The sequence below is a fragment of the Sphingorhabdus wooponensis genome (assembly GCF_003933235.1).
In the GTDB taxonomy this organism is placed as follows: Bacteria; Pseudomonadota; Alphaproteobacteria; order Sphingomonadales; family Sphingomonadaceae; genus Sphingorhabdus_B; species Sphingorhabdus_B wooponensis.
In genome coordinates this window covers 301,542-328,501 of the sequence record NZ_RWJI01000001.1, presented here as the reverse complement: position 1 = coordinate 328,501, position 26,960 = coordinate 301,542, and the positions used below count along the sequence as shown (strand labels likewise).

General features: G+C 56.2%; 31 protein-coding genes. 20 read left to right on the top strand and 11 right to left on the bottom strand.

Annotation, left to right across the window (positions count from 1 at the left end):
- Window positions 1-10: 10 nt before the first annotated feature.
- Together D7D48_RS01775 and D7D48_RS01770 are read left to right on the top strand one after the other, a co-directional pair.
- On the top strand, window positions 11-1,096 hold the full coding sequence (locus D7D48_RS01775; RefSeq protein ID WP_245964299.1) for a sensor histidine kinase: 1,086 nt from the start codon (window positions 11-13) through the stop codon (window positions 1,094-1,096).
- The gene (locus D7D48_RS01770) at window positions 1,093-1,836 is read left to right on the top strand and encodes a LytR/AlgR family response regulator transcription factor (RefSeq protein WP_125229664.1); all 744 of its coding nucleotides are present in this window, start codon (window positions 1,093-1,095) and stop codon (window positions 1,834-1,836) included. The genes D7D48_RS01775 and D7D48_RS01770 overlap by 4 nt, the downstream gene beginning before the upstream one ends.
- Window positions 1,837-1,881: 45 nt before the next feature.
- On the opposite strand, the gene D7D48_RS01765 is transcribed toward D7D48_RS01770, so the two are convergent.
- Together D7D48_RS01765 and thiS are read right to left on the bottom strand one after the other, a co-directional pair.
- Window positions 1,882-2,223 carry a UrcA family protein gene (locus D7D48_RS01765; RefSeq protein ID WP_185739752.1) on the bottom strand — a complete coding sequence of 114 codons (342 nt, stop codon included), beginning with the start codon at window positions 2,221-2,223 and terminating at the stop codon, window positions 1,882-1,884.
- 259 nt (window positions 2,224-2,482) lie between these two features.
- On the bottom strand, window positions 2,483-3,490 hold the full coding sequence (gene thiS, locus D7D48_RS01760; RefSeq protein ID WP_125229662.1) for a sulfur carrier protein ThiS: 1,008 nt from the start codon (window positions 3,488-3,490) through the stop codon (window positions 2,483-2,485).
- Window positions 3,491-3,578: 88 nt separating this feature from the next.
- On the opposite strand from thiS, the gene D7D48_RS01755 reads away from it, so the two are divergent.
- The 10 genes from D7D48_RS01755 to D7D48_RS01710 all read left to right on the top strand — a co-directional run bounded on the left by D7D48_RS01755 (window position 3,579) and on the right by D7D48_RS01710 (window position 13,660).
- Entirely contained in the window at window positions 3,579-4,019 is a 441-nt protein-coding gene (locus D7D48_RS01755) for a type II 3-dehydroquinate dehydratase (RefSeq protein WP_125229661.1), read from the top strand.
- Window positions 4,020-4,061: 42 nt separating this feature from the next.
- Window positions 4,062-4,535 carry an acetyl-CoA carboxylase biotin carboxyl carrier protein gene (gene accB / locus D7D48_RS01750; protein WP_125229660.1) on the top strand — a complete coding sequence of 158 codons (474 nt, stop codon included), beginning with the start codon at window positions 4,062-4,064 and terminating at the stop codon, window positions 4,533-4,535.
- Between the two features lie 2 nt (window positions 4,536-4,537).
- Complete coding sequence (gene accC, locus D7D48_RS01745) at window positions 4,538-5,887, top strand: acetyl-CoA carboxylase biotin carboxylase subunit (protein ID WP_125229659.1); 1,350 nt, start codon at window positions 4,538-4,540, stop codon at window positions 5,885-5,887.
- On the top strand, window positions 5,863-6,576 hold the full coding sequence (locus D7D48_RS01740) for a M15 family metallopeptidase (RefSeq protein WP_125229658.1): 714 nt from the start codon (window positions 5,863-5,865) through the stop codon (window positions 6,574-6,576). Before accC ends, D7D48_RS01740 begins: the two co-directional genes overlap by 25 nt.
- Before the next feature lie 124 nt (window positions 6,577-6,700).
- Window positions 6,701-7,534 (top strand): RcnB family protein, encoded by an 834-nt coding sequence (locus D7D48_RS01735; protein ID WP_185739751.1) that lies wholly within the window; start codon window positions 6,701-6,703, stop codon window positions 7,532-7,534.
- Between the two features lie 105 nt (window positions 7,535-7,639).
- Entirely contained in the window at window positions 7,640-8,908 is a 1,269-nt protein-coding gene (locus D7D48_RS01730) for a metal-dependent hydrolase family protein (RefSeq protein WP_125230833.1), read from the top strand.
- A 12-nt stretch (window positions 8,909-8,920) separates the two neighbouring features.
- Window positions 8,921-9,631, top strand: coding sequence for a prolyl hydroxylase family protein (locus tag D7D48_RS01725; protein WP_125229656.1), 711 nt, complete (start codon window positions 8,921-8,923; stop codon window positions 9,629-9,631).
- Between the two features lie 141 nt (window positions 9,632-9,772).
- A complete protein-coding gene (locus tag D7D48_RS01720; protein WP_221738613.1) occupies window positions 9,773-11,578 on the top strand; it encodes a DUF885 domain-containing protein in 1,806 nt (601 codons plus the stop codon).
- Window positions 11,579-11,674: 96 nt separating this feature from the next.
- Window positions 11,675-12,562, top strand: coding sequence for an alpha/beta hydrolase fold domain-containing protein (locus D7D48_RS01715; RefSeq protein WP_125229655.1), 888 nt, complete (start codon window positions 11,675-11,677; stop codon window positions 12,560-12,562).
- Window positions 12,563-12,619: 57 nt separating this feature from the next.
- The gene (locus D7D48_RS01710) at window positions 12,620-13,660 is read left to right on the top strand and encodes a fatty acid desaturase family protein (RefSeq protein ID WP_125229654.1); all 1,041 of its coding nucleotides are present in this window, start codon (window positions 12,620-12,622) and stop codon (window positions 13,658-13,660) included.
- Here the strand turns inward: D7D48_RS01710 and D7D48_RS01705 are convergent.
- A complete protein-coding gene (locus D7D48_RS01705; protein WP_125229653.1) occupies window positions 13,653-14,174 on the bottom strand; it encodes a DUF1003 domain-containing protein in 522 nt (173 codons plus the stop codon). The two genes, D7D48_RS01710 and D7D48_RS01705, sit on opposite strands and share 8 nt — an antisense overlap.
- A 44-nt stretch (window positions 14,175-14,218) precedes the next feature.
- Window positions 14,219-15,784 (bottom strand): lysine--tRNA ligase, encoded by a 1,566-nt coding sequence (locus D7D48_RS01700; protein WP_125229652.1) that lies wholly within the window; start codon window positions 15,782-15,784, stop codon window positions 14,219-14,221.
- A 38-nt stretch (window positions 15,785-15,822) separates the two neighbouring features.
- On the opposite strand from D7D48_RS01700, the gene D7D48_RS01695 reads away from it, so the two are divergent.
- From D7D48_RS01695 to D7D48_RS01685, 3 genes are read left to right on the top strand one after another with little or no spacing between them, the layout of a single operon-like run.
- Window positions 15,823-18,558 carry an ATP-dependent DNA helicase gene (locus D7D48_RS01695; RefSeq protein ID WP_125229651.1) on the top strand — a complete coding sequence of 912 codons (2,736 nt, stop codon included), beginning with the start codon at window positions 15,823-15,825 and terminating at the stop codon, window positions 18,556-18,558.
- Complete coding sequence (locus D7D48_RS01690; RefSeq protein WP_125229650.1) at window positions 18,555-19,100, top strand: SixA phosphatase family protein; 546 nt, start codon at window positions 18,555-18,557, stop codon at window positions 19,098-19,100. Before D7D48_RS01695 ends, D7D48_RS01690 begins: the two co-directional genes overlap by 4 nt.
- Window positions 19,097-19,618: a GNAT family N-acetyltransferase gene (locus D7D48_RS01685; protein WP_125229649.1), complete on the top strand. Its 522-nt coding sequence runs from the start codon at window positions 19,097-19,099 to the stop codon at window positions 19,616-19,618. Before D7D48_RS01690 ends, D7D48_RS01685 begins: the two co-directional genes overlap by 4 nt.
- Here the strand turns inward: D7D48_RS01685 and D7D48_RS01680 are convergent, their stop codons facing one another.
- The 5 genes from D7D48_RS01680 to rpmF all read right to left on the bottom strand — a co-directional run bounded on the left by D7D48_RS01680 (window position 19,619) and on the right by rpmF (window position 22,570).
- Window positions 19,619-19,999, bottom strand: coding sequence for a MerR family transcriptional regulator (locus D7D48_RS01680; RefSeq protein WP_185739750.1), 381 nt, complete (start codon window positions 19,997-19,999; stop codon window positions 19,619-19,621). It abuts the gene before it with no gap.
- Window positions 20,000-20,004: 5 nt separating this feature from the next.
- Window positions 20,005-20,295, bottom strand: coding sequence for an integration host factor subunit alpha (locus D7D48_RS01675; protein ID WP_125229647.1), 291 nt, complete (start codon window positions 20,293-20,295; stop codon window positions 20,005-20,007).
- An 85-nt stretch (window positions 20,296-20,380) separates the two neighbouring features.
- Window positions 20,381-21,349: a beta-ketoacyl-ACP synthase III gene (locus tag D7D48_RS01670; protein WP_125229646.1), complete on the bottom strand. Its 969-nt coding sequence runs from the start codon at window positions 21,347-21,349 to the stop codon at window positions 20,381-20,383.
- Window positions 21,346-22,365: a phosphate acyltransferase PlsX gene (gene plsX, locus D7D48_RS01665; RefSeq protein WP_125230831.1), complete on the bottom strand. Its 1,020-nt coding sequence runs from the start codon at window positions 22,363-22,365 to the stop codon at window positions 21,346-21,348. The genes D7D48_RS01670 and plsX overlap by 4 nt, the downstream gene beginning before the upstream one ends.
- Before the next feature lie 28 nt (window positions 22,366-22,393).
- Window positions 22,394-22,570: a 50S ribosomal protein L32 gene (gene rpmF / locus D7D48_RS01660; RefSeq protein ID WP_125229645.1), complete on the bottom strand. Its 177-nt coding sequence runs from the start codon at window positions 22,568-22,570 to the stop codon at window positions 22,394-22,396.
- Window positions 22,571-22,768: 198 nt separating this feature from the next.
- Between rpmF and D7D48_RS01655 the strand changes: the two genes are divergently transcribed.
- Window positions 22,769-23,167 (top strand): MAPEG family protein, encoded by a 399-nt coding sequence (locus D7D48_RS01655; RefSeq protein WP_185739749.1) that lies wholly within the window; start codon window positions 22,769-22,771, stop codon window positions 23,165-23,167.
- A gap of 1 nt (window position 23,168) precedes the next feature.
- On the opposite strand, the gene D7D48_RS01650 is transcribed toward D7D48_RS01655, so the two are convergent.
- Both D7D48_RS01650 and D7D48_RS01645 read right to left on the bottom strand, forming a co-directional pair.
- On the bottom strand, window positions 23,169-23,855 hold the full coding sequence (locus D7D48_RS01650; RefSeq protein WP_281274243.1) for an MBL fold metallo-hydrolase: 687 nt from the start codon (window positions 23,853-23,855) through the stop codon (window positions 23,169-23,171).
- Between the two features lie 40 nt (window positions 23,856-23,895).
- Window positions 23,896-24,531 carry a S24 family peptidase gene (locus tag D7D48_RS01645; protein ID WP_125229644.1) on the bottom strand — a complete coding sequence of 212 codons (636 nt, stop codon included), beginning with the start codon at window positions 24,529-24,531 and terminating at the stop codon, window positions 23,896-23,898.
- Between the two features lie 123 nt (window positions 24,532-24,654).
- Between D7D48_RS01645 and D7D48_RS01640 the strand changes: the two genes are divergently transcribed.
- The 4 genes from D7D48_RS01640 to D7D48_RS01625 all read left to right on the top strand — a co-directional run bounded on the left by D7D48_RS01640 (window position 24,655) and on the right by D7D48_RS01625 (window position 26,959).
- Entirely contained in the window at window positions 24,655-24,861 is a 207-nt protein-coding gene (locus D7D48_RS01640; RefSeq protein WP_125229643.1) for a hypothetical protein, read from the top strand.
- Window positions 24,858-25,163: a hypothetical protein gene (locus tag D7D48_RS01635; protein ID WP_125229642.1), complete on the top strand. Its 306-nt coding sequence runs from the start codon at window positions 24,858-24,860 to the stop codon at window positions 25,161-25,163. The genes D7D48_RS01640 and D7D48_RS01635 overlap by 4 nt, the downstream gene beginning before the upstream one ends.
- A 48-nt stretch (window positions 25,164-25,211) precedes the next feature.
- Window positions 25,212-26,384, top strand: a complete 1,173-nt coding sequence (locus D7D48_RS01630; RefSeq protein WP_125229641.1) for a mechanosensitive ion channel family protein — start codon at window positions 25,212-25,214, stop codon at window positions 26,382-26,384.
- Window positions 26,385-26,500: 116 nt separating this feature from the next.
- The gene (locus tag D7D48_RS01625; RefSeq protein WP_125229640.1) at window positions 26,501-26,959 is read left to right on the top strand and encodes a MaoC family dehydratase; all 459 of its coding nucleotides are present in this window, start codon (window positions 26,501-26,503) and stop codon (window positions 26,957-26,959) included.
- Window position 26,960: the final 1 nt, after the last annotated feature.

The following is a 26,960-nucleotide window of genomic DNA, read 5'->3' as shown; positions in this document are numbered from 1 at the left end:
TGGCCATCAGATGGCATTGCTTACGATAATGGGCTTTTGGGCCTTTTATGCGTTGATCTTGTCGCTGCGCGCCGCATTGCTGGACTTTCCTGCGCAAGCAATCTTGTTCGAACGGCGCTTGATAGTGGCCTTGGTCGGCGTGCTGGTAACTTGGCTGCTCTATGTCGGTTTACGTATGGCCGACCGCCGATCGCTGAGCTTTCGGGTCAGTCTGACCTTTTTGGGTGCCATTCCGTGCGCCATGATATTAGCATCTGCCAATTTCTATATCTTCAACCTGTATGACCCTATCAGCCTGTTTAAAGACCCCAGCATTGGCCGCTCGGTTGAAGATTTGAAAGCGCAACTGGGCCTGTCCTTTTGGCAGGAAATTGCCGATATTTCAGTGACGCATTATTTTTTCCTGATCGCATGGGGTTCGCTCTACGTTGCCATTGGCTATGCGCGTGAAGTGCGCGAGGCCGAACGTAAAACCTCCCGCTTTGCGCAAGCAGCCCAAGATGCTGAGCTGCGGTCCTTACGCTATCAGGTCAATCCGCATTTCCTGTTCAATACGCTCAATTCGCTGTCCAGCCTCGTCATGACTGGAAAGCCCAAAGAGGCCGAAGCGATGATCCAGAATCTGTCCAATTTTTATCGCAATAGCCTGTCGTCCGACCCGCTGGAAGATGTCACCCTTGCCGAAGAAGTCGAACTCCAGCGGCTTTATCTCGACATTGAGAGCGTGCGCTATCCCAAAAGGCTGCGTGTCAAAATCGACATTCCAGACGCCTTGATGGGCCAGCATGTGCCCGCATTGATCCTGCAACCTTTGGTCGAAAACGCCATTAAATATGGTGTCTCGCGCACCACCCGCCCCGTAGAATTGTCCATCAGCGCCAAGGCCGAAGGCAATGTTCTTATCCTCAGCGTGCGCGATGATGGTGAAGCCGTCGATGCAGACGATGTTGGCGGAAACGGAATTGGCTTAGCCAATGTCCGCGACCGATTGGAAGCACGCTATAAATCGGCGGCGCGCTTGGATGCGCAGGCGATTGCGGGCGGCGGTTTTGTAGCCATGCTGACCTTGCCACTGAGCCGGAGGATGAAAGCATGAAGCGGTTGCGGACGTTGATTGTTGACGACGAGCCGCTGGCGATTGAGCGCTTACAAATATTGAGCGCGGATCATCCGATGATTGAAATCGTCGGCACGGCAAATGATGGCGTGGAGGCGCTGCGTATTGCCCAGACATTGACGCCGGACTTGATTTTTCTCGATATTGGCATGCCCAAAATGGACGGCATCAACGCCGCCCGCGCCTTAGGGTTAATGCCCAAAAAGCCTGCCATCATCCTGATTACCGCTTATGATAATTTCGCGGTTGAGGCCTTTGACCTCGACGTCGTCGACTATGTGCTGAAACCTGTGTCGAGCGAGCGTCTTGGCCGTGCGATCACCCGCGCATCTGGTGCGCCTGAGGCTGAGGCGGCTGTGCCCGAAACTTCGGCAAAAACGCATAGCCGATACGCGCATGAATTTTGGGTGTCCCACCGCGCGGAGCTTATTCGGGTCGCGGCGATGGACATTGAACGGATTGAAGCCGAGCGGGATTATATGCGGCTGCATACCAATGGCCGCAGCTATTTGCTGCACCAGACGATTTCAGCGCTGGAACAAAGATTGGACCCCGAACAATTTCAGCGCATACACCGCAGCCATATTGTGCGGCGCGATCTCATCACGGGCCTTCGACATGAAGGTGGCGGAGTCTGGCACGCTTTGCTGGGTGAGGATCAGGCGATGCGCATCGGGCGGAAATATCTCGCCGACGTCAAACGGCTTGCGGGCAAATAAAAAACCTCGGCAGCGGTCTGCCGAGGTTTCATGGTTCGGTTCTAATCAGTTCGTAGCGACGCTTGCTCGGCTATCGAAAGCCAGCCCACGTTTTTCCAGATAGGCAGCGACAATGCGTTCCCGCATTGGTCCCACTTTACGATATGCGGCGGCTTCGCAATTCTGTTGGTCTTGGCGTTCGGCCAATGTCCATCCGCGTGGGGCGCCGCATACTTGCTTCACGGCCTGCCGAATTCGCGTGTCGAGCCGTGTGCGGCCTTCTGCCGACGAAAGATCCAGATCGGCGTGACGCACTTCCTGCGTTTTTGCAGTGGCCATGGCAGGCGTGGTGACCAACACGGCAGAGGCAAGGGTTAACGATAACATCATGTGCTTGGGGGTAGCCATAAATATACCTTTCAAATTGGCCGCTGCATTGCGCAGTCCGCCAAAGGGGGGAGAGGGTTGCAGGCGGACCAACATCCGAAGCTGGGGAGCATGAAAAGAAGCCCGCCTACGCACAGATAGATACACCGACTGTGTTACCTATGCATGACAGTTTCGATAAAGCGCAAAGACAGTCGACGGTTCGACCAAAGTCACCGCGAACGCACCAAATTGGTCGACCAACGCCCTATTTGGTCATTTGGTCGATAAATTTATGCTTTTAAATCAATCCCGCAAGCGGGCTAGAGGGGTCCGCATACATACGCCTACCCATTCGGCCCGCCATATAGGCCATCCGGCCTGACTGGACCGCCAATTTCATTGCCGTTGCCATGGCGATAGGATTTTTGGCCTCGGCAATCGCGGTGTTCATCAACACGCCTTCGCAGCCCAATTCCATTGCAACTGCCGCATCGGACGCCGTACCCACGCCCGCATCAACCAGAACCGGAACCTTTGCGCCTTCCACAATTAAGCGGATCGTCACGCGGTTTTGGATGCCAAGCCCCGAACCAATCGGCGCCCCCAACGGCATCACGGCCACGGCGCCTGCATCTTCCAATTGCTTGGCGGCAATGGGGTCATCGACGCAATAGACCATCGGCAGGAAACCTTCCTTGGCCAAAACCTCGGTCGCTTTTAACGTTTCGCGCATATCGGGATAGAGCGTCTTCGCTTCGCCCAATACCTCCAGCTTGACCAAATCCCAGCCGCCAGCTTCGCGCGCCAACCGCAGAGTGCGGATTGCATCATCGGCGGTGAAGCATCCGGCGGTGTTGGGCAGATAGGTGTATTTTTTAGGGTCAATATAATCGGTCAGCATCGGTGCCTTGGGGTCCGACACATTGACGCGTCGCACGGCCACGGTGATAATTTCCGCACCCGACGCCACAAGCGCGGCGGCGTTTTGTTCGAAATCCTTATATTTGCCCGTCCCGACAATCAGCCGCGAATGAAACGTGCGTCCGGCCACGGACCAGCTATCATTAGGGGTGCTGTCCTGTCCGCCGCCGACAAAATGGACGATTTCCAAACGGTCACCATCTACCAAGACCACGTCTTCCAAGGTGGAGCGCGAGACTATCTCCAAATTACGTTCCACCGCGACCTTTGCCGGATCAAGGCCAATATCGCGGACCAGATCGGCCACGGTGGCATGGCTACGAAAACGGCGCAGATCACCATTGAGCGTCAGGGAGATAGTATCGGAGGACAGGGTAGAAGTCATTTCATCTCGCAATTTTTATTCACTTGCATATAGTGACGGGCGGGCAGTGTGCGCAACCGCTGCTTTGACATTATCTGGGGAATATACTTTGGCTAACCAGCCGGTAATCTTTGTTCTAAATGGACCAAATCTCAATTTGCTGGGCACAAGAGAGCCCGAAATTTACGGTACAGATACGCTAGACGATATCGCCGGCCATTTGGACGACCGCGCGCGCGCCGCAGGGGCCGTCATTGATTTTCGGCAGTCCAACCATGAAGGCCATTTGATCGATTGGCTGCATGAAGCGCAAGCCGTTGGTGCAAAGGCGGTGTTGCTGAACGCCGCAGGCTATACCCACACATCCATCGCAATCTTAGACGCGATCAAGGCGATTACTGTTCCGGTGTTTGAAGTGCATTTATCCGACCCGCATCAACGGGAAGATTTCCGGCATTTGAGTTATGTTGGCATGGCCGCAAAAGCGGTGTTTGCGGGGCATGGCGCAAAGTCGTACGAACTGGCGCTGGACGTAGCGTTACAACTTTGACATTAGGCGCTCCAAAGTAATTTAGGGGCCAAGGAGTTTTACATGGCGGCAAAGACAGGAACCACTGGCAGCATGCAGGTCGACACGGACCTTGTTCGCGAACTGGCGGCGATGCTGAACGACACGGGTCTCAGCGAGATTGAGGTTGAGGACGGCGAACGCAAAATCCGCGTATCCCGCAATATGACCGCTGTTGCCGCGCCGATGATGGCAGCGCCCGCCGCGGCCCCAGCTGCCGCACCAGTTGCCGCCGCAGCCGCGCCAAGCGCCCCTGCCGTTTCCGCCAACGCCATGAAGTCACCGATGGTCGGCACGGCCTATCTGACGCCTGAGCCCGATGCCGCACCTTTTGTCAGCGTGGGCCAACAAGTGAAGGCAGGCGACACCGTTTTGATTATCGAAGCGATGAAGGTCATGAACCCGATTGTCGCCGCCACATCCGGCACAGTTACCGAAATCTTGGTCGAAAGCGGCCAGCCGGTTGAATTTGACCAACCCTTGTTGGTGATTGCGTAAACATGGCCATTGAAAAAATCCTTATCGCCAACCGTGGCGAAATTGCGCTGCGTATTCACCGTGCGGCGCATGAAATGGGGATCAAGACGGTCGCGGTACATTCGACCGCAGACGCCGACGCCATGCATGTGCGGTTGGCGGATGAGGCCATTTGCATCGGGCCACCTTCTGCGACCGACAGCTATTTGAACATTCCTGCGATTATTTCCGCCGCTGAAATCAGTCATGCCGATGCGATCCACCCCGGCTATGGTTTCTTGTCCGAAAACGCACAATTTGCCGAAATCGTCGAAAGCCATGGCATCACATGGATTGGCCCCAAGCCCGAACATATCCGCACAATGGGCGATAAGGTCGAGGCGAAGCGGACCGCAGGCGCGTTGGGCTTGCCACTCGTCCCCGGCTCCGACGGCGCGATTGAGGATGTCGAAGAAGCCAAAGCCATAGCGCGCGACATTGGCTATCCGGTTATCATCAAGGCCGCCTCTGGCGGCGGCGGGCGCGGCATGAAGGTCGTGAACAGCGAAGAAGAGCTGGAAACCCAGATGCAGCAAGCAGGGTCCGAAGCGAAAGCCGCCTTTGGCGACGCGACGGTCTATCTGGAAAAATATCTCGGCAACCCGCGCCATATCGAATTTCAGGTCTTCGGCGATGGCAATGGCCATGCCGTCCACCTTGGCGAGCGCGATTGCTCCTTGCAGCGGCGCCACCAAAAGGTGTTGGAAGAAGCGCCCTCCCCTGTGCTGGCAACGGCCGAGCGGGATCGCATGGGCAATATATGCGCCAAGGCAATGGCCGATATGGGCTATCGCGGCGCAGGCACTATCGAATTTTTGTGGGAAAATGGTGAATTTTATTTCATCGAAATGAACACACGGTTGCAGGTCGAACATCCTGTCACCGAAATGATTACGGGCATTGACCTTGTGCGCGAACAAATACGTGTGGCCGAAGGCAAGCCGCTTTCGTTTAAGCAAGAAGAGGTTACCTTCACGGGCCATGCGGTGGAATGCCGGATCAACGCCGAAGACCCGCGCACCTTCATGCCGTCACCGGGCACCGTCAGCTGGTATCACCCTCCCGGCGGCCTGTATGTTCGCGTCGATAGTGGCCTCTATCATGGCTATAAAGTCCCGCCATATTATGACAGCATGATTGCCAAGCTTATTGTCTATGGCCAGACACGCGAAGGGTGCTTGATGCGCTTGCGCCGTGCGCTGGGCGAATTTGTGATTGAGGGTATGAAGACCACCATTCCGTTGCATCAACGATTGTTGGAAGAGCCGGATTTCCAGAACGGCAATTACACCATCAAATGGCTTGAAGAATGGCTGGCGAAGGACGCGGAATAATCTTTTCGCGCCGTGAGGTGGCCTTTGGGCTGGCGGCCCTGCCGCTCGTCGGTTGTGCGCCTGTCGGTCCCGACCGGGATGTGTTTTTCATTCCCGCGGACAAGGCCGCCGCGCTCACACCCGATGATCCGAAGCGGCTGTTAGAGCTGATCAAGCTCGATCCCATGATCCGGCTCGATATGCGCTATGCGACCGCCAACAATTTTACCGGCCGAATATTATATGACGAAGCCCGCGCCTTTTTGGCAGCTCCAGCAGCTTTGGCCGTCGCCCGCGCCAGCAAGGCAGCTTTGGCCGATGGCTTTGGCCTGACCATTTACGATGCCTATCGCCCTTGGCGCATTACCAAAAAGCTGTGGGATGCAACGCCGATTGGCCCGAAAAAAGAATATGTCGCCAACCCCAAACGCGGGTCGAAACATAATCGGGGCTGCGCCGTTGACCTGACCTTGCATGATCTGCAAACCGGACAGCTTGTCGAAATGCCAACCGAGTTTGATGATTTTTCGGAAAAAGCGCACCGTGATTATATGGGCTCTTCTGCGGCGGCCATTGCCAACCGTGCGCGCTTGGCAGGCTATCTGGAAGCCGAAGGTTTTGTCGGCCTATCCAACGAATGGTGGCATTTTGATTTTACGGGATGGGAGCAGTTCCCCGTCATGGATATTCCGTTTAACAAAATCCGCTAACCCCTTCGTTCATCAAAATGCTTCCTTTCATGAACGTGAATACATGGTTCAGCTTCGCTTCAGCAGAATCGGTTCAGACGGGGTCCAACGCAGTCGCATAGTGCCTCTGCCATGGAGACCTGCCATGAAAAAATATATACTCATGACTTTGGCAACCGCGACCGCGCTTGCGCCTATCGCGGCCTATGCGGCCCCGTCCGCACCCGTTCGCGCCGACATGATGGTTGACGGTGTCGCGGATTTTCAGCGCGAGGAACGGCGTGCCGAACGGCAAGAGGCCCGCGCCAACCCTATGCCTGAACAACGCGCCGAACGTCGGGCCGCGCGGCAGCAAAGCATGCAGCGGCGCTTGCAGTCCTGGCAAGAGCCTACACCAGCAGAGGAAGTCAAAAGTCGCGCCGAACCCCAGCGCGCTAGTGTGCCCACCGAACGCCGCGAAGCGCGTCAGGTCGGCCGATATTATGATCGCAATCGTGATGGTAACCTCGACCGCCGCTGGGACCGCAATCGCGATGGCAATCTGGACCGGAATTGGGATCGGAACCGTGATGGCCGGCTGGATCGCCGCTTTGACCGCAATGACGATGAACGCATTGACCGTCGCTACGACCGGAACCGTGACGGCCGGCTAGACCGCAATCAAATGGGCCGCTGGAGCGACAATTGGCGCAATGACGGCCGCTATAATTGGCGCAAATATCGCGAGCAGAACAGAAATTATTACCGTCCCGGCCGCTATTACGCCCCCTATCGTGACCGTAAATATAGCCGCATCTCCATCGGTTTTTCTTTAGGTTCGGCTTATTTTGGTCCGCGCTTTTGGATCAATGACCCTTGGCAGTATCGCCTGCCCGCCGCCTATGGCAGCTACCGTTGGGTGCGTTATTATGACGATGTCCTTTTGGTCGATGTGCGCAATGGCCGTGTGGTTGACGTCATTCCCGCTTTTTTCTGGTAAGCACGTAAAAACGAAATGGCCCGGACATCCGCGTCCGGGCTTTTTTACTTGTAACCTTGGCCCAAGCTGACCAAACTCGCGCCCATCAGTGGGGGAGAGTTTTTGATGTTACGTTGCCTATTATTTGCAAGCGCCGCTTTGTCATTGGCCGCGCCCGCGTCCGCCGCGACGCAAGCCATCATCGTTGGCAATCTCATCCCCGATGCCGCAACCGGCCCCACTGGGCCTGCCGTCATCTTGGTCGAAGATGGGCGGATTAAAGACATCGCCAAAGGCATCAACAACCCGTTTCAAGCAGACAGCGTCGTTGACCTGTCGACCAAGACCTTGGTCCCCGGCCTCATTGACCTTCATGTTCATTTAACTGGCGATCCCGGCGATGATTTTCGCGACGAAGCGGTGAACCCTGATGAATGGGGCGTGGTCATGGGCGTGAAGAACGCCGCGTTGACGGTCAAGGCTGGCTTTACGACTGTGCGTGAGGCGGGCTCTGCGCAAAATACCGCTTTTGTCTTGCGCCGTGGCACCGCAGAAGGGCGCATCATTGGCCCGCGTATCATCGCGGCTGGCCCAGCTTTGTCCATCGTCGGCGGCCATGGCGATGTGTCCGGTTTCCGCAATGACGTCATTGCCACGCTGGAATCGGGCTACACCTGCACAGGCCCCGTAGAATGCGCCGAAAAAGTGCGCAAATCGTCGCGCGCGGGTGCAGATGTCATCAAAATAACGGCAACCGGCGGCGTTTTGTCGCAACAGGGCCGCGGTCTGGAGGCACATTTTACCAGCGAGGAAATGCTGTCCATCACCAACACCGCCCATTCGCTTGGCCTAAAGGTCATGGCGCATGCCCATGGTGCCCGCGGTATTGAAGCGGCATCCGCAGCAGGCATTGATTCCATCGAACATGGCACATTTGCCGATGAGGCAGCGTTGAAGGTGATGAAAGCCAAGGGCACTGCCTTGGTTCCAACTTTGATGGCGCTAGAGGGCGTGCGCGCCCGACTGGGCAAGGGCATTTACACCCCCACGGTTGAGGTCAAGGCCAAGCAAGCCGTTGAGGCCGCTGGCCGTCAGGTTCGGCGCGCCAAGGCAATGGGTGTCACCGTCGCCTTTGGTACCGACGCGGGCGTATTTGAACATGGCCGCAATGGCAGCGAATTTGCCTTATTGGTCAACGCAGGCATGACCCCAACCGAAGCATTGGCCAGCGCCACCACAGTGGCCGCCAAAACGCTTGGGCTAGAAAATGAAATCGGCCGCATTGCCATTGGCTATTCCGCGGATCTGGTCGCAGTGAATGAAAATCCGCTGACCAATATTAGCACCCTCGAAAAGGCGGAGTGGGTCATGGTAAGAGGGCGCATCATTCCGTGATTCGGTGATCTTATGCAGACAGATACGCCCGCAACAGAATTTGACCCCAATAATGATCCCGCCAAGCTGGCGCGGATCGGCGCGCATGTGACCAAAAGATTGAACGCCAATCCGCTGGTACAGCAGGTCGACCATGAAGACGCGCAATTATATCTGTATCAGGGCTTTTTGAGCGCCAAAGACTGCAAAACATTGATTGCGAAAATTGATGCGGATGCCGTGCCCTCCACCTTATACAAAGGTACGGAGCAACAGGGTTTTCGCACCAGTTACAGTTGCCATCTCAACCGATGGGATCCATTCATCGCCAAGGTTGAGGCCCGGATGAGCGATGTTTTGGGTATAGATAATAATTATGCCGAAACCATGCAGGGGCAGCGCTATCAGGTCGGCCAAGAGTTTAAGGCGCATCACGATTTTTTCCACCCAAGCCAAAGCTATTGGGCACATGAAGGCCCAGGGGGCGGCCAGCGCAGTTGGACCGCAATGATTTTCTTAAACGAACCCAAAGAGGGCGGCGCGACCGAATTTCCGCATCTTGGCCTTGGCATTCGTCCTCAGGCCGGCATGATGCTGATGTGGAACAATGCAAAACCCGACGGGACGCTTAATTACAAAACATTGCACACCGGCACGCCGGTCACGCGCGGGGTGAAACATATCATCACCAAATGGTACCGGCAAAATGACTGGCTGGAGGCAACGTCCGCACAAATGTCGTAAAGGGCATCGCAGTTCGCTTGCCCAGCGCTTATTGTCGTCTGTCGAAACCATATTGCGCTTGGCCGTCAGGAAGCCGACAGCAAGCGCCATACCCACAGCGCACCCCTTAGGTGCATAAGAAATATTGTCGGAGAATATCGCATGAAAATGAAGCGCCATATCCTATTACTCGCGAGCGCCGCCTTGCTGTCGCCTTTCGCCGCGCAGGCCCAGACGGCCGCGACCGAAACCGCCGCGACCGAAAGCCAGAAGCTCTCGGCATTATTTGCCGCCGATGATGAGGCAAGCCTGCAGCGTAACCCGCTGAACGCCATGTTCCGGGGCGATATGCGCTATGCCGACCGTTTTGGTGATTTCATCAGCGATGCCTATTTCGACAATGAACGCAAAGCCGCCGAAGCCAATTTGGAAGCGCTGAAAAGCATTGACCGTGACCAGCTGAACGCGACCGACAAAATCGCTTATGACGTATTTAAGCAAAACCAGACCGACGCGCTCAAGGGCTTGTCCAAAGAGATTATGGACCTGACCGTTGTCCGTCCGCTCAATCACTTTTTCGGTTTTCACACTTTCTACCCGACCTTTGCTAGCGGACAGGGTGCAGCACCGTTCAAGACAGTGCAGGATTATGACAATAACCTGAAACGCCATAAGGAATTTATCGTGCTCATGGACCGGTCGATTGACCGCTTCCGTCAGGGCATGGCGACGGGCGTGTTCGAAACGAAGATGACAATCACAAACGTTGTCGATCAATTGAATACGCAGCTCGCCCAAAAAACCGAAGAATCGCCTTATTATGGTCCAGTCCTGAAATTCCCAGAAGGTTTCAGCGATGCCGACAAGGCACGGCTGACGGCCGAATATCGCGATATTATCGAAAACGGCCTTTACCCTGCCAATGCCCGCCTGCGCGATTTTCTGCGCGACAGCTATTTGCCACTGGCGCGTGAGCAAGTGGGCCTATCGGCAATGAAGGGCGGCGAAGGCCTGTATCAATATATGATCGAGCAAACGACGACCCTGCCGTTGAAGGCCGACGAAATCCATAATCTTGGCCTATCCGAAGTCGCGCGGATTACATCGGGGATGGAAGCGATCCGCAAGGAAGTTGGCTTCAAAGGCACTTTGCCCGAGTTTTTCGAACATCTGCGTTCGGATCCAAAGTTCAAACTCGCCAGCCGTGAAGCCTTGACGCAGGGCTATTATGACATCGGCAAAATTGTCGATTCAAAGATTTCGACGCAGTTCAAATATCTTCCCAAGGCACCGCTTGAGATCAAGCCTTATGAAGAATTCCGCGAAAAATATGAAGCCGGCGGCAGCTATCAGCCCGGCACGCCCGACGGTTCGCGCGCCGGCACATTTTATTTCAACGCCTATGACCTGCCAAGCCGCACAACCCCTGGCATGACAACGCTCTATCTGCACGAAGGTGCGCCGGGGCACCATTTCCAGATCAGCATCGCGCAGGAAAATGAGAAATTGCCTGCCTTCATGCGCTTTGGCGGCAACACCGCTTATGTCGAAGGCTGGGCGCTTTATTCGGAAACCTTGGGCTATGACATGGGCCTGTTCAAAGACCCGTATCAACGCTTCGGCACATTGTCGGACGAAATGCTCCGCGCCATGCGTCTTGTCGTTGACACTGGCCTGCACAGCAAGGGTTGGACGCGCGAACAAGCGATCGATTATATGCTCGCCAATAGCGACATGGGCAAAACCGACGCAACCGCAGAGGTGGAACGCTATATCGCCATTCCAACGCAGGCCTTGGCGTATAAAATCGGCGCGCTGACGATCATGCGTCTGAAGGATAAGGCCAAAGCGCAATTGGGCAAAAAATTCGACGTACGCGAATTTCATAATCAGGTTTTGAACACTGGCGCGTTGCCGCTGACGGTTCTCGAAAAGAAAATCGACGATTGGATATCAGCGTCGAAGTAAACGCATGCGCTTCCCGGCGAGCAGGCTTGTCGGGAAGCGAACTGCTTGATTGGTGTGGCGGGTTGATATAGCTCCCTTGTCAGGGGAGAGTGAATTATGCCAAGTTTTGCCGCCAGCCTTGCTGGCTTTGTGCTTCGCACCACAGGCTATTATCGCCGGATGTTCAGCGGCGGGCCGCAATTTGAACAGAATATCGCAAAAGTGCGTTCCGCGCCCTCGCCAGCGCCCAAGGCGCATGCAGATGTCGATATTCGGCACAGCGAATTTCAGGGCCGTTCTGTGTGGCACCTTGCGCCAAAGGACCGCGCGCCAACGGCACATATCCTGTTCTGGCATGGCGGTGGCTATGTCTATCCGGCGACGGACATTCATTGGAAATTTCTGTCACGCATGGCGTCGGTACATGGCTGGTCCATCACTGCGCCGCTCTATCCACTCGCACCGGAAAATACGGCCGCGCATATCACCAATTGGGCCATGGATTATTATACCGCTTATCTGGCGGACATGGGGGACACAGCCTTTGTCATGGGCGGCGATTCTGCAGGGGGCGGTTTGACCGCCGCGTTGGCGCACATGGCACGCGATGCAGGGCATAATTTGCCTGCCAGCCTATTGCTCATTTGCCCATGGCTGGACCTTGACCCTGCGCATCCCGACCAGTTGAAAACGGAACCCCGCGACGGCATCCTGACCATCAACGGCATTGCCGCTGGCGGATTGCTATATGCGGGCGACTTGCCCCGCACTGACCCAAGATGCAGCCCGATTTTCGGCAATTGGGAGGGATTACCGCCGATATTGGCCTTTGCCGGTGGCGATGATATTTTGGTCACGGACTCACGGGCATTGAAGGCCAAGCTGCCTTCGGTGGAGCTGATCGAGCTTGCGGGCATGCTGCATGATTGGCCCATTTTCAGCTTCAGTGAATCGCGCAAGGCGCAGGCAAAAATGGCCAATTTTGTCACGCCAGCGGTGGTCTGACATATTTGCGTGCCGCCCAAATAGGCTTTATGCTTTCTGCATGAATAAGGACGCACCATGCCAGCGGTAAAGGCCGCCAACCCGCGCGATGTTTTCGCGGCAGAGGATTGGCGCGCCATTACCCGCCTGTCGCGTTGGCGCGGCATCTGGCTAGTTCTGCATGGTTGGGCGGTTGTGGCGCTCGCAGCCTTTGGAGGCGCGGCGGCATGGGACTATCACTGGCTTGTGGGGCTATTGGTGACGCCCTTGGCGCTGGCAATATTGGGCGGGCGGCAATTGGGCCTATCGATCCTGATGCATGATGGCGCGCATGGTTTGCTGCACCCCGACCGGACAATCAACAATTGGCTAGGCCAATGGCCGACAGGCGCGGCGACGGGCAGCGATTTGTTCGCTTATCGCAGCTATCATTTGACGCATCATAAATTTACGCAGCAGCCCGAAGACCCCGATTTATCCTTGTCCGCGCCCTTCCCCACCAGCCGCGATAGCCTGCGCCGCAAATTCATCCGTGACCTGACGGGGCAAACATTTTACAAGCAACGCCGTGCGCAATTTGCGGTCGCTTTGCGCGGGGCGAAGGCCATGCTGACCCGCGAAAGCAGCAATGGCAAAGCCGACACACATGCGGGCCGCGCCCTCAACATGCAAAGCCGGACGGGCGTTGCTGCGCCCGTTATCAATATCGATGGCGCAAAGACCACGGCGCGCACGGTGGGCCGCTTCTTAACCTTGCAAGCCATATTGCTGACAATATCTTTGCTCGTCTGGGGTTGGACGCCATTCCTGCTGTGGCTGGCGGCGCTGGCCACAAGTTTTCAATTGTTCCTGCGTGTCCGCAACATCGCCGAACATGCCTGCACGCCTACGGGCAGCGGCGATCCGTTCACCCATGCGCGGACCACTTACGCGGGCCTTATCGCCCGCGCGACAGTCGCGCCTTATTGGGTCAATTATCACAGCGAGCATCATCTGTTCATGGGCGTGCCTTGCTATCATCTGGCAAAAACCCATCGCTTGCTTGGAGCTGGCGGCCATCATCCGAAGATGACTTTATCGCCCAATTATCGCGACGTTTTGGCGCAGGCGGTCACCTAAGGGAGGGTGCACCCGCATTTTCGCGCTTGATGATTTCCAGCAGCGCATCGATTTTTGCATGCAGCCGCATGATTTCCAATTCAGCCCGCAAATTCACTTCATAATCATGCGCGGCGGCAATGCGGTCTTTGGACGACTGGCGATTTTGGCTCATCATGATGATGGGGGCCTGAATCGCCGCAACCGTGGATAGCATCAGGTTTAGAAAGATGAACGGATAAGGGTCAAAGGCTTTGCCCAATTTGCCCAATATCTCAGTGTTCAAAAGCATCCAGCCCAGCAATACAGCGGCAAAGACCATGATGAATTTCCACGATCCACCCACCGCCGCAACCTTGTCTGACAGGCGCTCACCAAAGGTAGCCTGCTCGTCGACAATATCGCCGACATCACGGCTGGTGCGCTGCACATGGTGAATATGTTGTAGTACCTTGGCCTCTTCGACCTCCAACTGGTCCAGCGACTTTCCCAGGAGGTCAATCGCCAGCTTCTCGACGGACGGCAGTTCTTTCATGTTAACACTCCTGCGATGTTCGAACTGGTCGCCCCTCGCCTTGGCTATGCAAGCGCCTCTGCAATAAGTTGGCGGCTATTGGCCAAGCCATATAACGCAATGAAACTGCCCATGCGCGGTCCTGCGCTTGAACCCAAAAGCGTTTCGTACAAGGCCTTGAACCAGTCGCGCAGATTTTCAAATCCGCCCTCTTTGCCAATTTCATAGACGATGTTCTGAATATCCTCAGCGCTGGCATCGGCAGGCAATTCCGCCAGCCGCGCATCCAGCGTTTGCAAGGCGGCAATTTCAACACCTTCGGGCTTACGCTTTTGCAAGGTCGGCGCGACAAAATCGCGGTTATAGGCCAAGGCAATCGGGATCAGTTCTGCCAGCTCGGGCGCATTTTCGGGCGAGACATTATCGGCATAATTGCCGAGATAGGCCCAAACCTGCTCCTCTGTCGCGCCTGCCCCCATCACGCCGACAAGGTTCAGCAACAGGCCGAACGTGACCGGCGGCTGCCCGCTTGGGACTTGGCCATTGTGGACATGATGCACGGGGTTGCCCAGCCGCTTTTCAACCGGTTGGTCATGCCATTGCGCGCGGAATTGGAAATATTCGTCCACGGCCTTTGGCACCACGCCCAAATGCAGTTGCTTGGCGCTTTTGGGTTCGCGAAAGGCGTAAAAAGCGACGCTATTTTCCGTGCCATATTTCAACCAATCCTCCAGCGCGAGGCCGTTGCCTTTGGACTTGGAAATCTTCTCGCCTTTTTCGTCGAGGAACATTTCGTAAATCAGGCTTTCGGGCGGGCGTCCGCCGAGCACGCGCGCGATTTTGCCCGATTGCACGCCGCTGTCGGTCAAATCCTTGCCATACATTTCATAATCAACGCCCAACGCGACCCAGCGCATTGCCCAGTCGACCTTCCATTGCAGCTTTGACTTGCCGCCCAACACCGATTGCGTGACCATGTCGCCATTATCATCAAAGCGGACAAGGCCCGCCTCGGCATCGACAACCTCAACCGGCACCTGCAGCACGACACCGCTTTTTTCGCTGATCGGCAGTATGGGCGAATAGGTCGCCGCGCGTTCCTTACGCAAGGTGGGCAGCATGATGTCCAATATGCCCTGATAATTGCGCAGCACATTTTTCAATGCATCGTCAAACGCGCCGCTTTCATATTGTGACGCGGATGAGATGAATTCATATTCAAAGCCGAACTGATCCAGAAAATCGCGCAGCATAGCATTGTTATGCGCGGCAAAGCTCTCAAACTTTTCAAACGGATCCGGGATTCGCGACAAAGGCTTACCCAAATGTTCGGCGAGCATGGCTTGGTTCGGTACATTGTCCGGCACCTTACGCAGGCCATCCATATCGTCGGAAAATTCGATGAGCCGCGACGGCGCGTCGGACAAGGTCCGGAACGCATTGCGCACCATTGTCGTGCGCAGCACTTCGTTAAACGTGCCGATATGCGGCAAGCCCGATGGGCCATAGCCACATTCGAAAATAATCGCCTGACCATCGGCCTTGCCATTGGGATAGCGTTTCAGCAAACGCCGCGCCTCTTCATAAGGCCAAGCTTTTGATGCCAATGCTATGTCGCGAAGGTCAGTCACGTGTTGCTCTTTCGTTCCAAATACGCCTATCAGGGCTGATGGAAACTCCACTAGCCTTTCCTGCGCTCCATGCAAGCCATGCCGGTATTTGGATGAACAACAGCGACGGACAAGTGCAAAGCATAAGCAAGGGCGAAGCGGCGGGCCGCGCAGCAGAAACGCCGATGGTCATGCTCAATGCACCTTTGGTCGCACAAAGGCTTGGCTATCCTGATTTGTCTGGGCTGGACCTTCTGGAGCTATATGCTTTTGTCTACCCCGCGCGCTTTGCCGTGCCGACGCCAAAGGGTTTGGCAAAGACGCTGGGTCTGCCCGCGCCAATCACCGATCAAGAGGTTCCACTGTTCTTACTACGCGCCGCGCATTATTTGCTGTCGGTGCTGCGCGCAGCAGATTGGGCCGAACGTGAGGGCGCTTGGGATTCGGCGCAAGCGTTGATGCGGCTGCGTTGGCCATGGGCCAATATGGTGTTGGCTGCACTCAAAAAGCCCGAGCGGCCCGAACGTTGGTTGTTCAGCCGCCTGCCCGAATGGGAGGAAGCCCCGCCGCGCACCCCGCCCCGCATCGTGACATTGCAGCCCGATGCCGTTCAAGACCGCTTGGCATCTCTCGTCGGCGGCTCTGCCGAAACGCGACAGGGCCAGCGCGATTTTGCCCAAGTGGCGGCCAATATTTTCGCGCCGCGCAAGGGCAAGGGCGAACCGCATATGGTGTTGGCGGAGGCTGGCACAGGCATTGGCAAGACGCTTGGTTATTTGGCGCCGGCCAGCCTGTGGGCCACTGCCGCCGATGGCACCGTGTGGATTTCTACCTTTACCAAGGCGCTGCAACGGCAATTGGTGCGCGAAGCAAAGCGCATTTACCCCGACCATGAGACGTTCAAGTCCAAGGTCGTCGTGCGCAAGGGGCGCGAAAATTATCTGTGCCTGCTCAATTTGGAGGATGCCTTGCAAGGCGGCTTTGCCGGACGCGCGGCGATCCTTGCGCATCTGGTCGCACGCTGGGCGGCCTATTCGCATGATGGCGATATGATCGGCGGTGATTTGCCCGGTTGGTTGCCAACCCTGTTCCGGCGCAATGGCTCGACCGCTTTGACCGACCGGCGCGGCGAATGCATTTATGCCGGATGCCCACATTATAAAAAATGCTTCATTGAACGCGCCGCACGTTCATCGGTACAGGCTGAAATCGTCATCGCCAATCACGCGCTAATGATGGTCAACGCTGCGCGCGGACGAGATGAACAAAATCGGCCCAGCCGGATCATTTTTGACGAAGGCCATCATCTGTTCGACGCCGCAGATTCGATGTTTGCAGCCGCGCTGACGGGCCAAGAAACGATTGAGCTACGCCGCTGGGTCATTGGCCCCGAAGGCAAGGCACGTGGGCGGCGGCGCGGGCTTTCGGCGCGGCTCGCTGACGTTGCCTCTTATGATGAAGAGGGTGGCCTCGCCATTGAAATGGCGCGCGTCGCCGCCGAAGCTTTGCCCGGCGACGGGTGGCTTGCGCGTTTGGCCGAAGGGACACCATCGGGACCCATTGAGCATTTGCTCGCCGCAATTCGGGCGATGGTATTTGCCCGCGACGAAACCAACGCGACCGAAAGCGGTTATGGTCTAGAGACCGAGCTTGCCGATCCCGACCCGCAAGTCATTGACGCAGCCGCCGACGCCGCCATTGCGCTGGAGGCGCTGGCAAGGCCGCTGACGATATTGGGGCAGCGGTTGGAGGCGATGATAGCCGACCCACCCGATTGGCTCGATGGCAGTGCCCGTGCGCGCGTTGAGGGCGCAACCGCAAGCTTGAGCTGGCGCATCGACACGTTGCGCGCATGGATATCTATGTTAGCGCGCGCCGTTGGCCCCATTGACCCTGAATATGTTGATTGGCTGGCGATTGACCGCTTTGAAGGCCGCGAAATGGACATTGGCATGCACCGCCGTTGGCTCGACCCAATGAAGCCCGTGGCAGAAATCGTGCTGAAACCCAGCCATGGCGTGCTCGCCACCTCGGCCACTTTGCGCAGCGGTGGCGACTGGCAAAATGCTGAAGCGCGAACTGGGGCCAGTCATCTGGACAAGCCCGCGACGCATTTTTCGGCAATCAGCCCGTTTGATTATAGCGCACAGGCCGAAGTGCTAATCGTCACGGATATTAAAAAGGGCGATCCTGCTGCACTCGCGGGGGCCTATGCCGCGTTGATTTCCGCATCGGGCGGCGGCGTGCTGGGCCTGTTCACCGCGATACGGCGGTTGCGATCCACATATGCGCGGATCGCCGACCGCTTGGCGCGCGATGGCCTACCTTTATATGCGCAACATGTGGACCCCATTGATACAGGGACATTGGTCGACATATTCCGCGATGACCCACATGCCAGCTTGCTGGGCACCGACGCATTGCGCGACGGGGTGGATGTGCCGGGCCATTCGCTACGCTTGGTTGTCATGGAGCAAATTCCATGGCCCCGCCCCGACATATTGCACCGCGCGCGACGTTTGAAACATGGCGGCATGGAATATGATGATCGTATCATCCGCGCCAAAATGGCGCAGGCCTTTGGCCGCCTGATCCGCAGCGCAGGCGACAAAGGCCATTTTGTGCTCTTGTCATCGGCGGTCCCAAGCCGGCTTTTGTCGGCATTCCCGCCGGGCACGCCCATTCGTCGCGTGACATTGGAAGAAGCGGTCAAATCGGTGAAATCAGGTCTTTCGTCTGACACAAATTTGCGGCAGGACGCTTTAAAGCCGTTGGAAGAGAGCAACCCGATTTGACCTTTACCCTTACCTTGTTCCGCCATGCCAAATCGAGCTGGGATGACACGGTCCCGCGGGACTTTGACCGTCCGCTCAATAAGCGCGGTGAAAAGGCAGCGGTCACTATGGGCGTCTGGGCCAAGCGCAACGGATTGACTTTTGACCATGTGGTCGCAAGCCCCGCTGTCCGCGTGATTGATACCATTGACCAATTTGTGAAGGGCACAGGCGTGCGCATGGACCCCAATTGGGACCGCCGAATTTATCTCGCCTCCTCAGCGACGTTGATGGACGTACTGCGCGATCAGTCTGACGAACATAAAAATCTGTTGATGGTCGGGCATAATCCGGGGCTAGAAGATCTTGTATTCGATATTTGCCCCGATGATGGCAGCTCGCCCTTACGCGATTTGGTCTGGGAAAAATATCCAACGGCGGCGATTGCGCGGATGGAATTGAACATAACACGCTGGGCCGATGTGGATCGCCGATGCGGGCAACTGACCCATTTCATCCGCCCCCGCGACCTTGACCCCGAACTCGGGCCCGAAGACGAATGACACCCATTATCTGGCGCTCCGCCAATGCGGATGATGCCGAAGCGCTGGCGTATCTGGGTACGGCGACATTCATGGCCACCTTCGCTTTTGACCATCCCGGCCAACCTATGATGGAACATCTGCGGCAAGAACATAGCGCCGCATATTACGCCGTGGCACTTCGCGATCCGGGAACGGATATCCTGCTTGGTGAAACCCCGCTGGGCGCACCCATTGCCTATGCCATGGTCACACCAGCTGCGCATCCTGCGTTGCAGCAAGATGGCGATATCGAACTGAAGCGTATCTATATGCTGGGCCCATGGCAGGGCGGTGGTCATGGCAAAGCCCTGTTAGATCTCGTGTTCGCGCTGGCCGAAAAACGCGGGGCAAAACGCCTATTGCTGTCCGTCTACGAAAAAAATGCCCGCGCCATCGGCTTTTACGAACGGGCTGGCTTTGCGGCCATTGGCGAAACCGTCTTCATGGTCGGCCCCGTGCCGTTCCGCGACTTGGTCTACGCCCGGAATATGGCCTAATCAGGCCGCAGCCAAAGCGGACGCCAGCCGGTCGCGCACCGCCTGCAAAGCGCCAAAATCGAACGCAGATATGGACGATTGCGTCGGTGCTGGCGCTGCTGGTGCTGGTGCCGGTGCCTTCGGTTGCGCATCTTGCGCCCCGCCTTCCGTGAGGAAACGCCGCGCGCCCTTCACCGTATAGCCTTCTTCATATAATAAACGGTGAATAGTGTGCAGCAATGCGACATCGTCAGGCCGATACAGCCGCCGACCACCCGCACGCGTCAAGGGCCGCAACATGGGAAACTGTTCTTCCCAATAGCGCAATATATGCGTCCGAACGCCCAACGCCTCCGCCATTTCACCAATATTACGGAAGGCGTCAGCCGATTTTTCGCGCATAAAAGTTATTTAACCTTTTGGCGCATGCCTTGGCTTGCACGGAATGTCAGAACCCGGCGTGGCGTAATCGGCACTTCAACACCTGTTTTCGGGTTGCGTCCGATACGCTCTGCTTTGTCGCGCAGAACGAAGGTGCCAAAACCGGAAATTTTGACATTTTCGCCATCAAGTAAGGCGGTGGTCATATGACCCAAAATCGATTCAATCATCGCCGCGGCGTCTGCACGCGACAAACCGATTTGACGGTTGAGCATGTCGGCCAAATCGGCGCGTGTTAATGTTCCTGCATCAGCCATGTTCATCTCCGGACCGTAACTTTTATTGTTCAGCACTTTGCATACAATAGAAATTGGAATTGTAAAATAGCGATAATTTGGAAAATTACATCCTTATTATGGATGCGCCCCACGTAAATCCACCACCCATGGCTTCCAAAACGACAATGTCCCCCGCTTTGATCCGGCCATCGCGCACCGCGACATCTAAGGCCAAGGGAACTGATGCTGCCGATGTATTGGCGTGCTGATCAACCGTCAGGACAACTTTGCTCGGGTCGAGCGCCAATTTCTTGGCCGTTGCCTCAATAATCCGCGCATTTGCCTGATGCGGAACGACCCAGTCGATGTCGGCTGGCGTCAATTCTGTCGCGGCAAGCACCTCATGCAATACGCTGGTGAGATTGGTCACGGCATGGCGGAACACCTCGCGCCCCTTCATCCGCAATTTACCGACCGTACCCGTGGTGGATGGACCGCCATCGACATATAATAATTCATTATGCTGGCCATCGGCATGCAATTTTGTCGCCAGCGCCCCGCGCGTGCCAACTTCCCCCGACAGGACAACGGCGCCCGCGCCATCACCGAAAAGCACGCATGTCGTGCGGTCTTCCCAGTCCAATATCCGGCTGAATGTTTCGGCGCCGATGACTAATGCGTTATGCGCGGACCCCGCGCGGATCATGCTTTCTGCAACGGAAAAAGCATAGAGGAAGCCCGAGCATACCGCCGCCACATCAAAAGCGACGCCGCCATTGCAGCCCAGCGCATGTTGCACGATGGTGGCCGAAGCGGGAAATGTTTGGTCGGGCGTTGCGGTCGCCAAAATGATGAGATCAATGTCACCTGCCGCCATGCCCGCGGCGTCGAGCGCCTTGCGCGATGCTTCAATCGCTAGGCTGGATGTTGTTTCATCAGGTTCGGCAATGTGACGGAATTTGATACCGGTCCGCTCGGTAATCCATGCGTCGGTGGTATCGACCTTATTGGCCAGTTCCGCGTTCGAAACGCGGCTGCGTGGAAGCGCCGATCCAGTGCCCTTGATAACGGCACGAAGAGCGACTTGCGTCACTCGGCCTGTATCCGCGCCAGATCTTGCGTGATCCGCGCTGTAATGTCTTCTTCGACCAATCGCGCCGCCACTTCGACGGCATTGGCCACGCCCTTGATGTTGGCGCTGCCATGGCTTTTGACGACCACGCCATTCAGCCCCATGAACACCGCGCCGTTATGATTATTGGGATCAAGATGATGCCGCAGCAATTCGGTCGCGGGCCGTGATACCAAAAATCCGAATTTTGAACGGATGGAGCTGGTGAAGGCCCGGCGCAAAAGATCCGTCACGAAGCGCGCCGTGCCTTCAATCGACTTCAACGCGATGTTGCCGGTAAAGCCATCGCAGACAACGACATCACATTCGCCACGGTTAATCTTATCAGCCTCAACAAAGCCCTGAAAATCCATGTTCAGGCCAGTTGCGTCGCGCAAATGCTGCGCCGCATCGCGTAATTGGTCCGTGCCCTTCATTTCCTCGGTACCGATATTCAGCAAGCGGACACGCGGACGGTCAAAGCCGAAAATGATACGCGAATAGGCCGCACCCATGACGGCAAACTGGACAAGATTCTTTGCCTCACATTCGGTGTTGGCGCCCAAATCCAGCATTACGACATCGGTGTCTTCCAACGTCGGCAGCAAAGCAGATAAAGCCGGCCGGTCGATACCGGGCATCGTGCGCAGGGCGAGTTTGGCGGTGGCCATTAATGCGCCGGTATTGCCCGCGCTGACGGCGGCGCTGGCATGGCCAGACTTCACGGCATCGATTGCCATGCCCATGGAACTGGTCTTGGCCTTGCGCAAGGCGGCGCTGACCTTGTCATCACCTGTGACGACAACATCGCTGTGCAGGATTTCGGAGGCCGCGCGCAAATTGGGGTGCTGATCGAGCGCAGATTTAATCTGCGTTTCGTCGCCCACCAATAGAAATTGGAAGTTTTCATGCCGGTGACGTGCCAAAGCCGCACCTGCGATCATCACAGGAACGCCTTCGTCACCGCCCATCGCGTCTATGGCGATACGCGGTTTCATCGACACCAGCTATTCTCCTTGAACAGGATTAGGCGACTGCCACCACTTCGCGACCATTATAATGGCCACAGGCGTCGCACAGATGATGTGGACGCTTCAGTTCGCCGCAGTTTGCGCATTCTTGATATGCAGCAACCTTAAGCGAATCATGGCTACGGCGCATGCCGCGCTTCGAAGGGGATGTTTTTCTTTTGGGGACAGCCATTTCGGCACCTGTTCCATTTCAAAGTCAATAAGTTCTAAGCCATGCTAGGCGAAAGAGATGGTCGTGGCAAGCAATCGCCAGAATCAGCCGCATTCGTCCGCACATGTCTGTGTGAGCGGCGCGCTATACTTGTTTTTCGGTGCTTTGCAAGCCGAGAGATAGCAGTTAAGCACGCCAACACAAACAGGGAGAGAATATATGTTGAGTTTACCCGTAACCCTTACCATCGCTGCCGGCGCGGCTTTGGTGAATATCTGGCTCATGATCCGTTGTGGTCAGGCCCGTACTAAGGAAAGCGTATCGATTGGTGATGGCGGCAATGAATTTGTTATCCGCCGGATGCGCGCGCACGCAAACTTCGTCGAAAGCGCGCCGTTCATTTTGATACTCATCGCCGCGCTTGAGGCAACAAGCGGAACCAACCAATGGCTTTGGGGCCTTGGCCTCGTCTATATCATTGGTCGTTTCGCCCATGGCATCGGCATGGATGGCGGATCATTGGGCAAGGGCCGTATGGTCGGCACGCTGACCACGATGATTAGTTTGCTGGCCCTTGCTGGCTGGGCCTTGTGGAACGTCTACGCAGCCATTCTCTGACTTATCGAGCAGCAAGCACATCGTCTGCCACAAAGGCGTTGTGCTTGCGCTCATAGCCAAATTGGCTGGTCGGACCGTGGCCGGGAATGAAGGTCACATCATCCCCCAATGGCCACAGTTTCGTCGTGATCGCATTGATCAGGTCGGCATGATTGCCGCGCGGGAAATCGGTGCGACCGATGGACCCTTGAAACAATACATCCCCCACAATCGCCAAACGGCTGGGTTGGTGGTGAAAAATCACGTGTCCGGGCGTGTGGCCGGGGCAGTGGATGACATCGAGCGTCAGATTACCCACGGTCACTATGTCGCCGTCGACCAACCAGCGGTCAGGCTCAAAACTATGCGCTTCCATCCCGTAACGCGCACCGTCACCGTCGAGCTTTTCAATCCAGAAACGGTCATCTTCATGCGGGCCTTCAATCTTCAGGCCCAATTCCTGCGCCAGCATCCCTGCTTGCCCGCAATGGTCAAGATGACCATGCGTCACCAATAATTTTTCAAGCTCGACGCCCGTTTGCGCGACAGCTGCCTTTAACTTGTCGAGGTCACCGCCCGGGTCAACCAAAGCGCCTTTGTTCGTTTCGGTGCACCAAAACAAAGTGCAATTCTGCTGCAACGGGGTGACGGGAATGATCGCAGCCTTCAACGGCGGCGTCTGTGTGGGCGTGGATGTGACGTTAGACATAGATATTCATGTGCCGCACCGAAGCGGCCGAGGCAAGCCTTCAAAGCCGCCGCCCTGCCCACACCACCCTGCCGATGATCGCGACGGTTGCGCCGTCCACATCGGGCCAAGCGGGATAGGCCGGATTATCGGACAAAACCGACAAACGCCCGCCGGGTCCGCTGGCCAGCCGTTTGACCATCAAGACATCATCCAGCCGAATAACATGAATGCCGTCGCGCAATGGGCTTTCTGCCGCACGGTTGTCGACCATGATGTCATCGCCATGGTTCAACGTGGGCGCCATCGAATCGCCCTCCACTTGAATCAGTGATAGCTTGGCCGGATCCAGCCCCTGCTTACGCAGCCATTTTTCGTCAAAGCCGATTTTCCCCGCGAGCGTTTCGCGCCCCGGAATCGCGCCGGGCCCCGCCGACGCGCCGACCGCAAGCTTTGGAATAAGCTGCATCCCCGTTCTGGCCGCGCGCGCATCCGGCCCACCCAGCACGCTTTCGTCCACACCAAAATATCGCGCTAATATCCCGCGTTCCGTCTCGGGCAGTTTTTTGGGCGACCCGCGCTTTATAAATTGTTGAATATAGGTCGGATTACGGCCGACCAATTTCGACAGACCCGCAAAATCTTCTGCATTTTCGGCAATCAAGCGCTCCAATGCAGCCCTTGGATCTTCCCCCATATTGTTCCCTCCGGTTCGGTTGGAAATTTCCTAGACTTGTAGGATTTATCCTATCACTTTTGTTCTATATTTGTTCTTACTGATTCGGGCAAGCCAATCCGGGTCGAACGTGGAGGAGACAAGATGCACATCACGCGCCTTATTGAACGGTTTCTTCGGGAACAGGGCCTACCACCGACCAAATTCGGGCGCATGGCAGCGGGGGATCCGCGGCTTGTGCTGGACATACGCATGGGGCGAGAAATTAGACCCGAAATGGAGTTAAAGCTGCGGCACTTCATGTCCAATTATAACCAACAGGGCCATATCCACGGCCGGAAAGGGTCATGAGCATGCGGACAGAATCGGGCGCTCTCATACATGCCTTACGCGCAATCATGCCCATTGCCGACATCGGCATATTGCATGAACGGCCGTGGCACAGCCTGACCTTTTCCGGGGCGCAAATATGCCTATCGGCACAGATGCAGGATGGAACATGGCACGGCGATGTGGCGGCGCTGACGCAGATGTTGGCCGAATATGAATTTGATTTGCCCCGCCACATCGTCGCCGACATTGCGATATCGCGGGCCCTTGTGGCCCAAGGCGCGCAATGTCTGATTATCGATGCTTTATTGCTTGAGGGCTAACACACCGCAAAACTTGTGCACCGTCGCCATCGACCGTAAACAAGGTGCATGACCACACACACCGCACCGACCTTACCGCGCATCGCTCCAGAAGCCATTGGCACGCATCTGCAAAGCTATTGGAACGCCCTGACCATCTGGGTGCAGACCAATTATGTTGAGCTGGGCATTGCCTTGGCGGCGGCCATCATGGTGTTTATTGCGCTAAGCTGGCTGAAAAGAATAGCTGCAAAGGTCGCGCGCGATAGCGAGCACCGCGCACATCTGAAATCCATTATCGCCCGCACCTTGGCCCGCACGAGCAAATTTTTCCGCGTCATGGTGTCGATTGAATTGGTCAACCAAATTGCCAATGCACCACCGGCACTGACCCAGACCGTCGACATTTTGTTCACCATCGCGATTGTTATTCAGGTTGCGATCTGGCTGCGCGAAATCATCTTGGGTCTGATTGAACGGCGCGCGGGCGAAGGCATTCATGAACATGACACGTTGCAAAGCGCGATGGTCCTCATTCGCTTGCTCGTCAGCTTCGTCTTATTTGCGGTAGCCGCCATTGTCGTGCTCGACAATCTGGGCGTCAATGTCACGGGCCTTGTTGCCGGGCTTGGTGTGGGCGGCATTGCCATAGGCCTTGCCGCGCAAGGTATTTTCTCCGACCTATTTGCCGCCATCTCAATCATTTTCGACAAACCGTTCCGGCGCGGCGACACGGTGTCTTATGACAATACGGTGGCGCGGGTTGAAGTCATCGGGATGAAAAGCACGCGGCTTCGTGCGTTGACGGGGGAAGAGAAGATTATTTCCAACAGCAAATTGCTGGAAAAGGAAATCACCAACAACACCATGACCTTATATCGGCGCGTCACCTTCGTGCTGACCCTTGTCTATCAAACACCCCCTGCCCTTGCCCGCCGTGTGCCGGACATTTTGCGCCAAGCGGTGGAAGCGAATAATGCGCAATTCATCCGCGCAGGCTTCAACAATTTTGCCGCAAGCTCGCTCGATTTCCATTTGGTGTTCGACATTGAAAGCGATGATGTTGAAGACATGTTTCAGGCGCGCCACAATATTGGCATTGCGATTATCGACAGCTTCGCCCGCGAAGGGATATCCTTTGCCTATCCCACGCAGACGACTTTCACCGCCGCGCCAGACGGCACGATGGTGATGCCATATGCCGCGCCGCCCAAAACAGCCAAGGCGCGTTCAAAAAGCTGATTCGCCGTTTACAAGTCAAAGCGCCGCTAGCATGCCGTAACGGCAAACAGGCGGGGCTTGTATTGCGCGTTTGAAACCGCCACGATACGAGCAAATTAGGAAGCAGGAGACTCCGTATGACCGCAATTACACCCGCTGAACTCGCGACCAAAGTCGGCGAAAAGATTGGCGTATCGGAATGGATTTTGGTGGATCAGGATATGATCAACAAATTCGCCGATGCCACAGGCGATCATCAATTCATTCATATCAACGAAGAAATGGCCAAGCAAACGCCGTTCGGCGGCACGATTGCCCATGGCTTTCTAACCTTGTCTTTGTTCCCAGTGATGAGCGCCAAGTCCGATTGCCCCAAGGTTGCGGGCGTCAAAATGGGCGTAAATTATGGCGGCAACAAAACCCGTTTTCTGGCCCCTGTCCGTTCGGGCAAGCGCGTGCGCGGCCATTTCAAATTGCTGGAGCTTGCTGAAAAGCGCCCCGGCCAATGGCAACAGACACTTGAATTCACTGTCGAGATTGAGGGTGAGGACAAGCCAGCCCTTCAGGCAGAATGGATCAGCCAGTTTTTCGTATAAA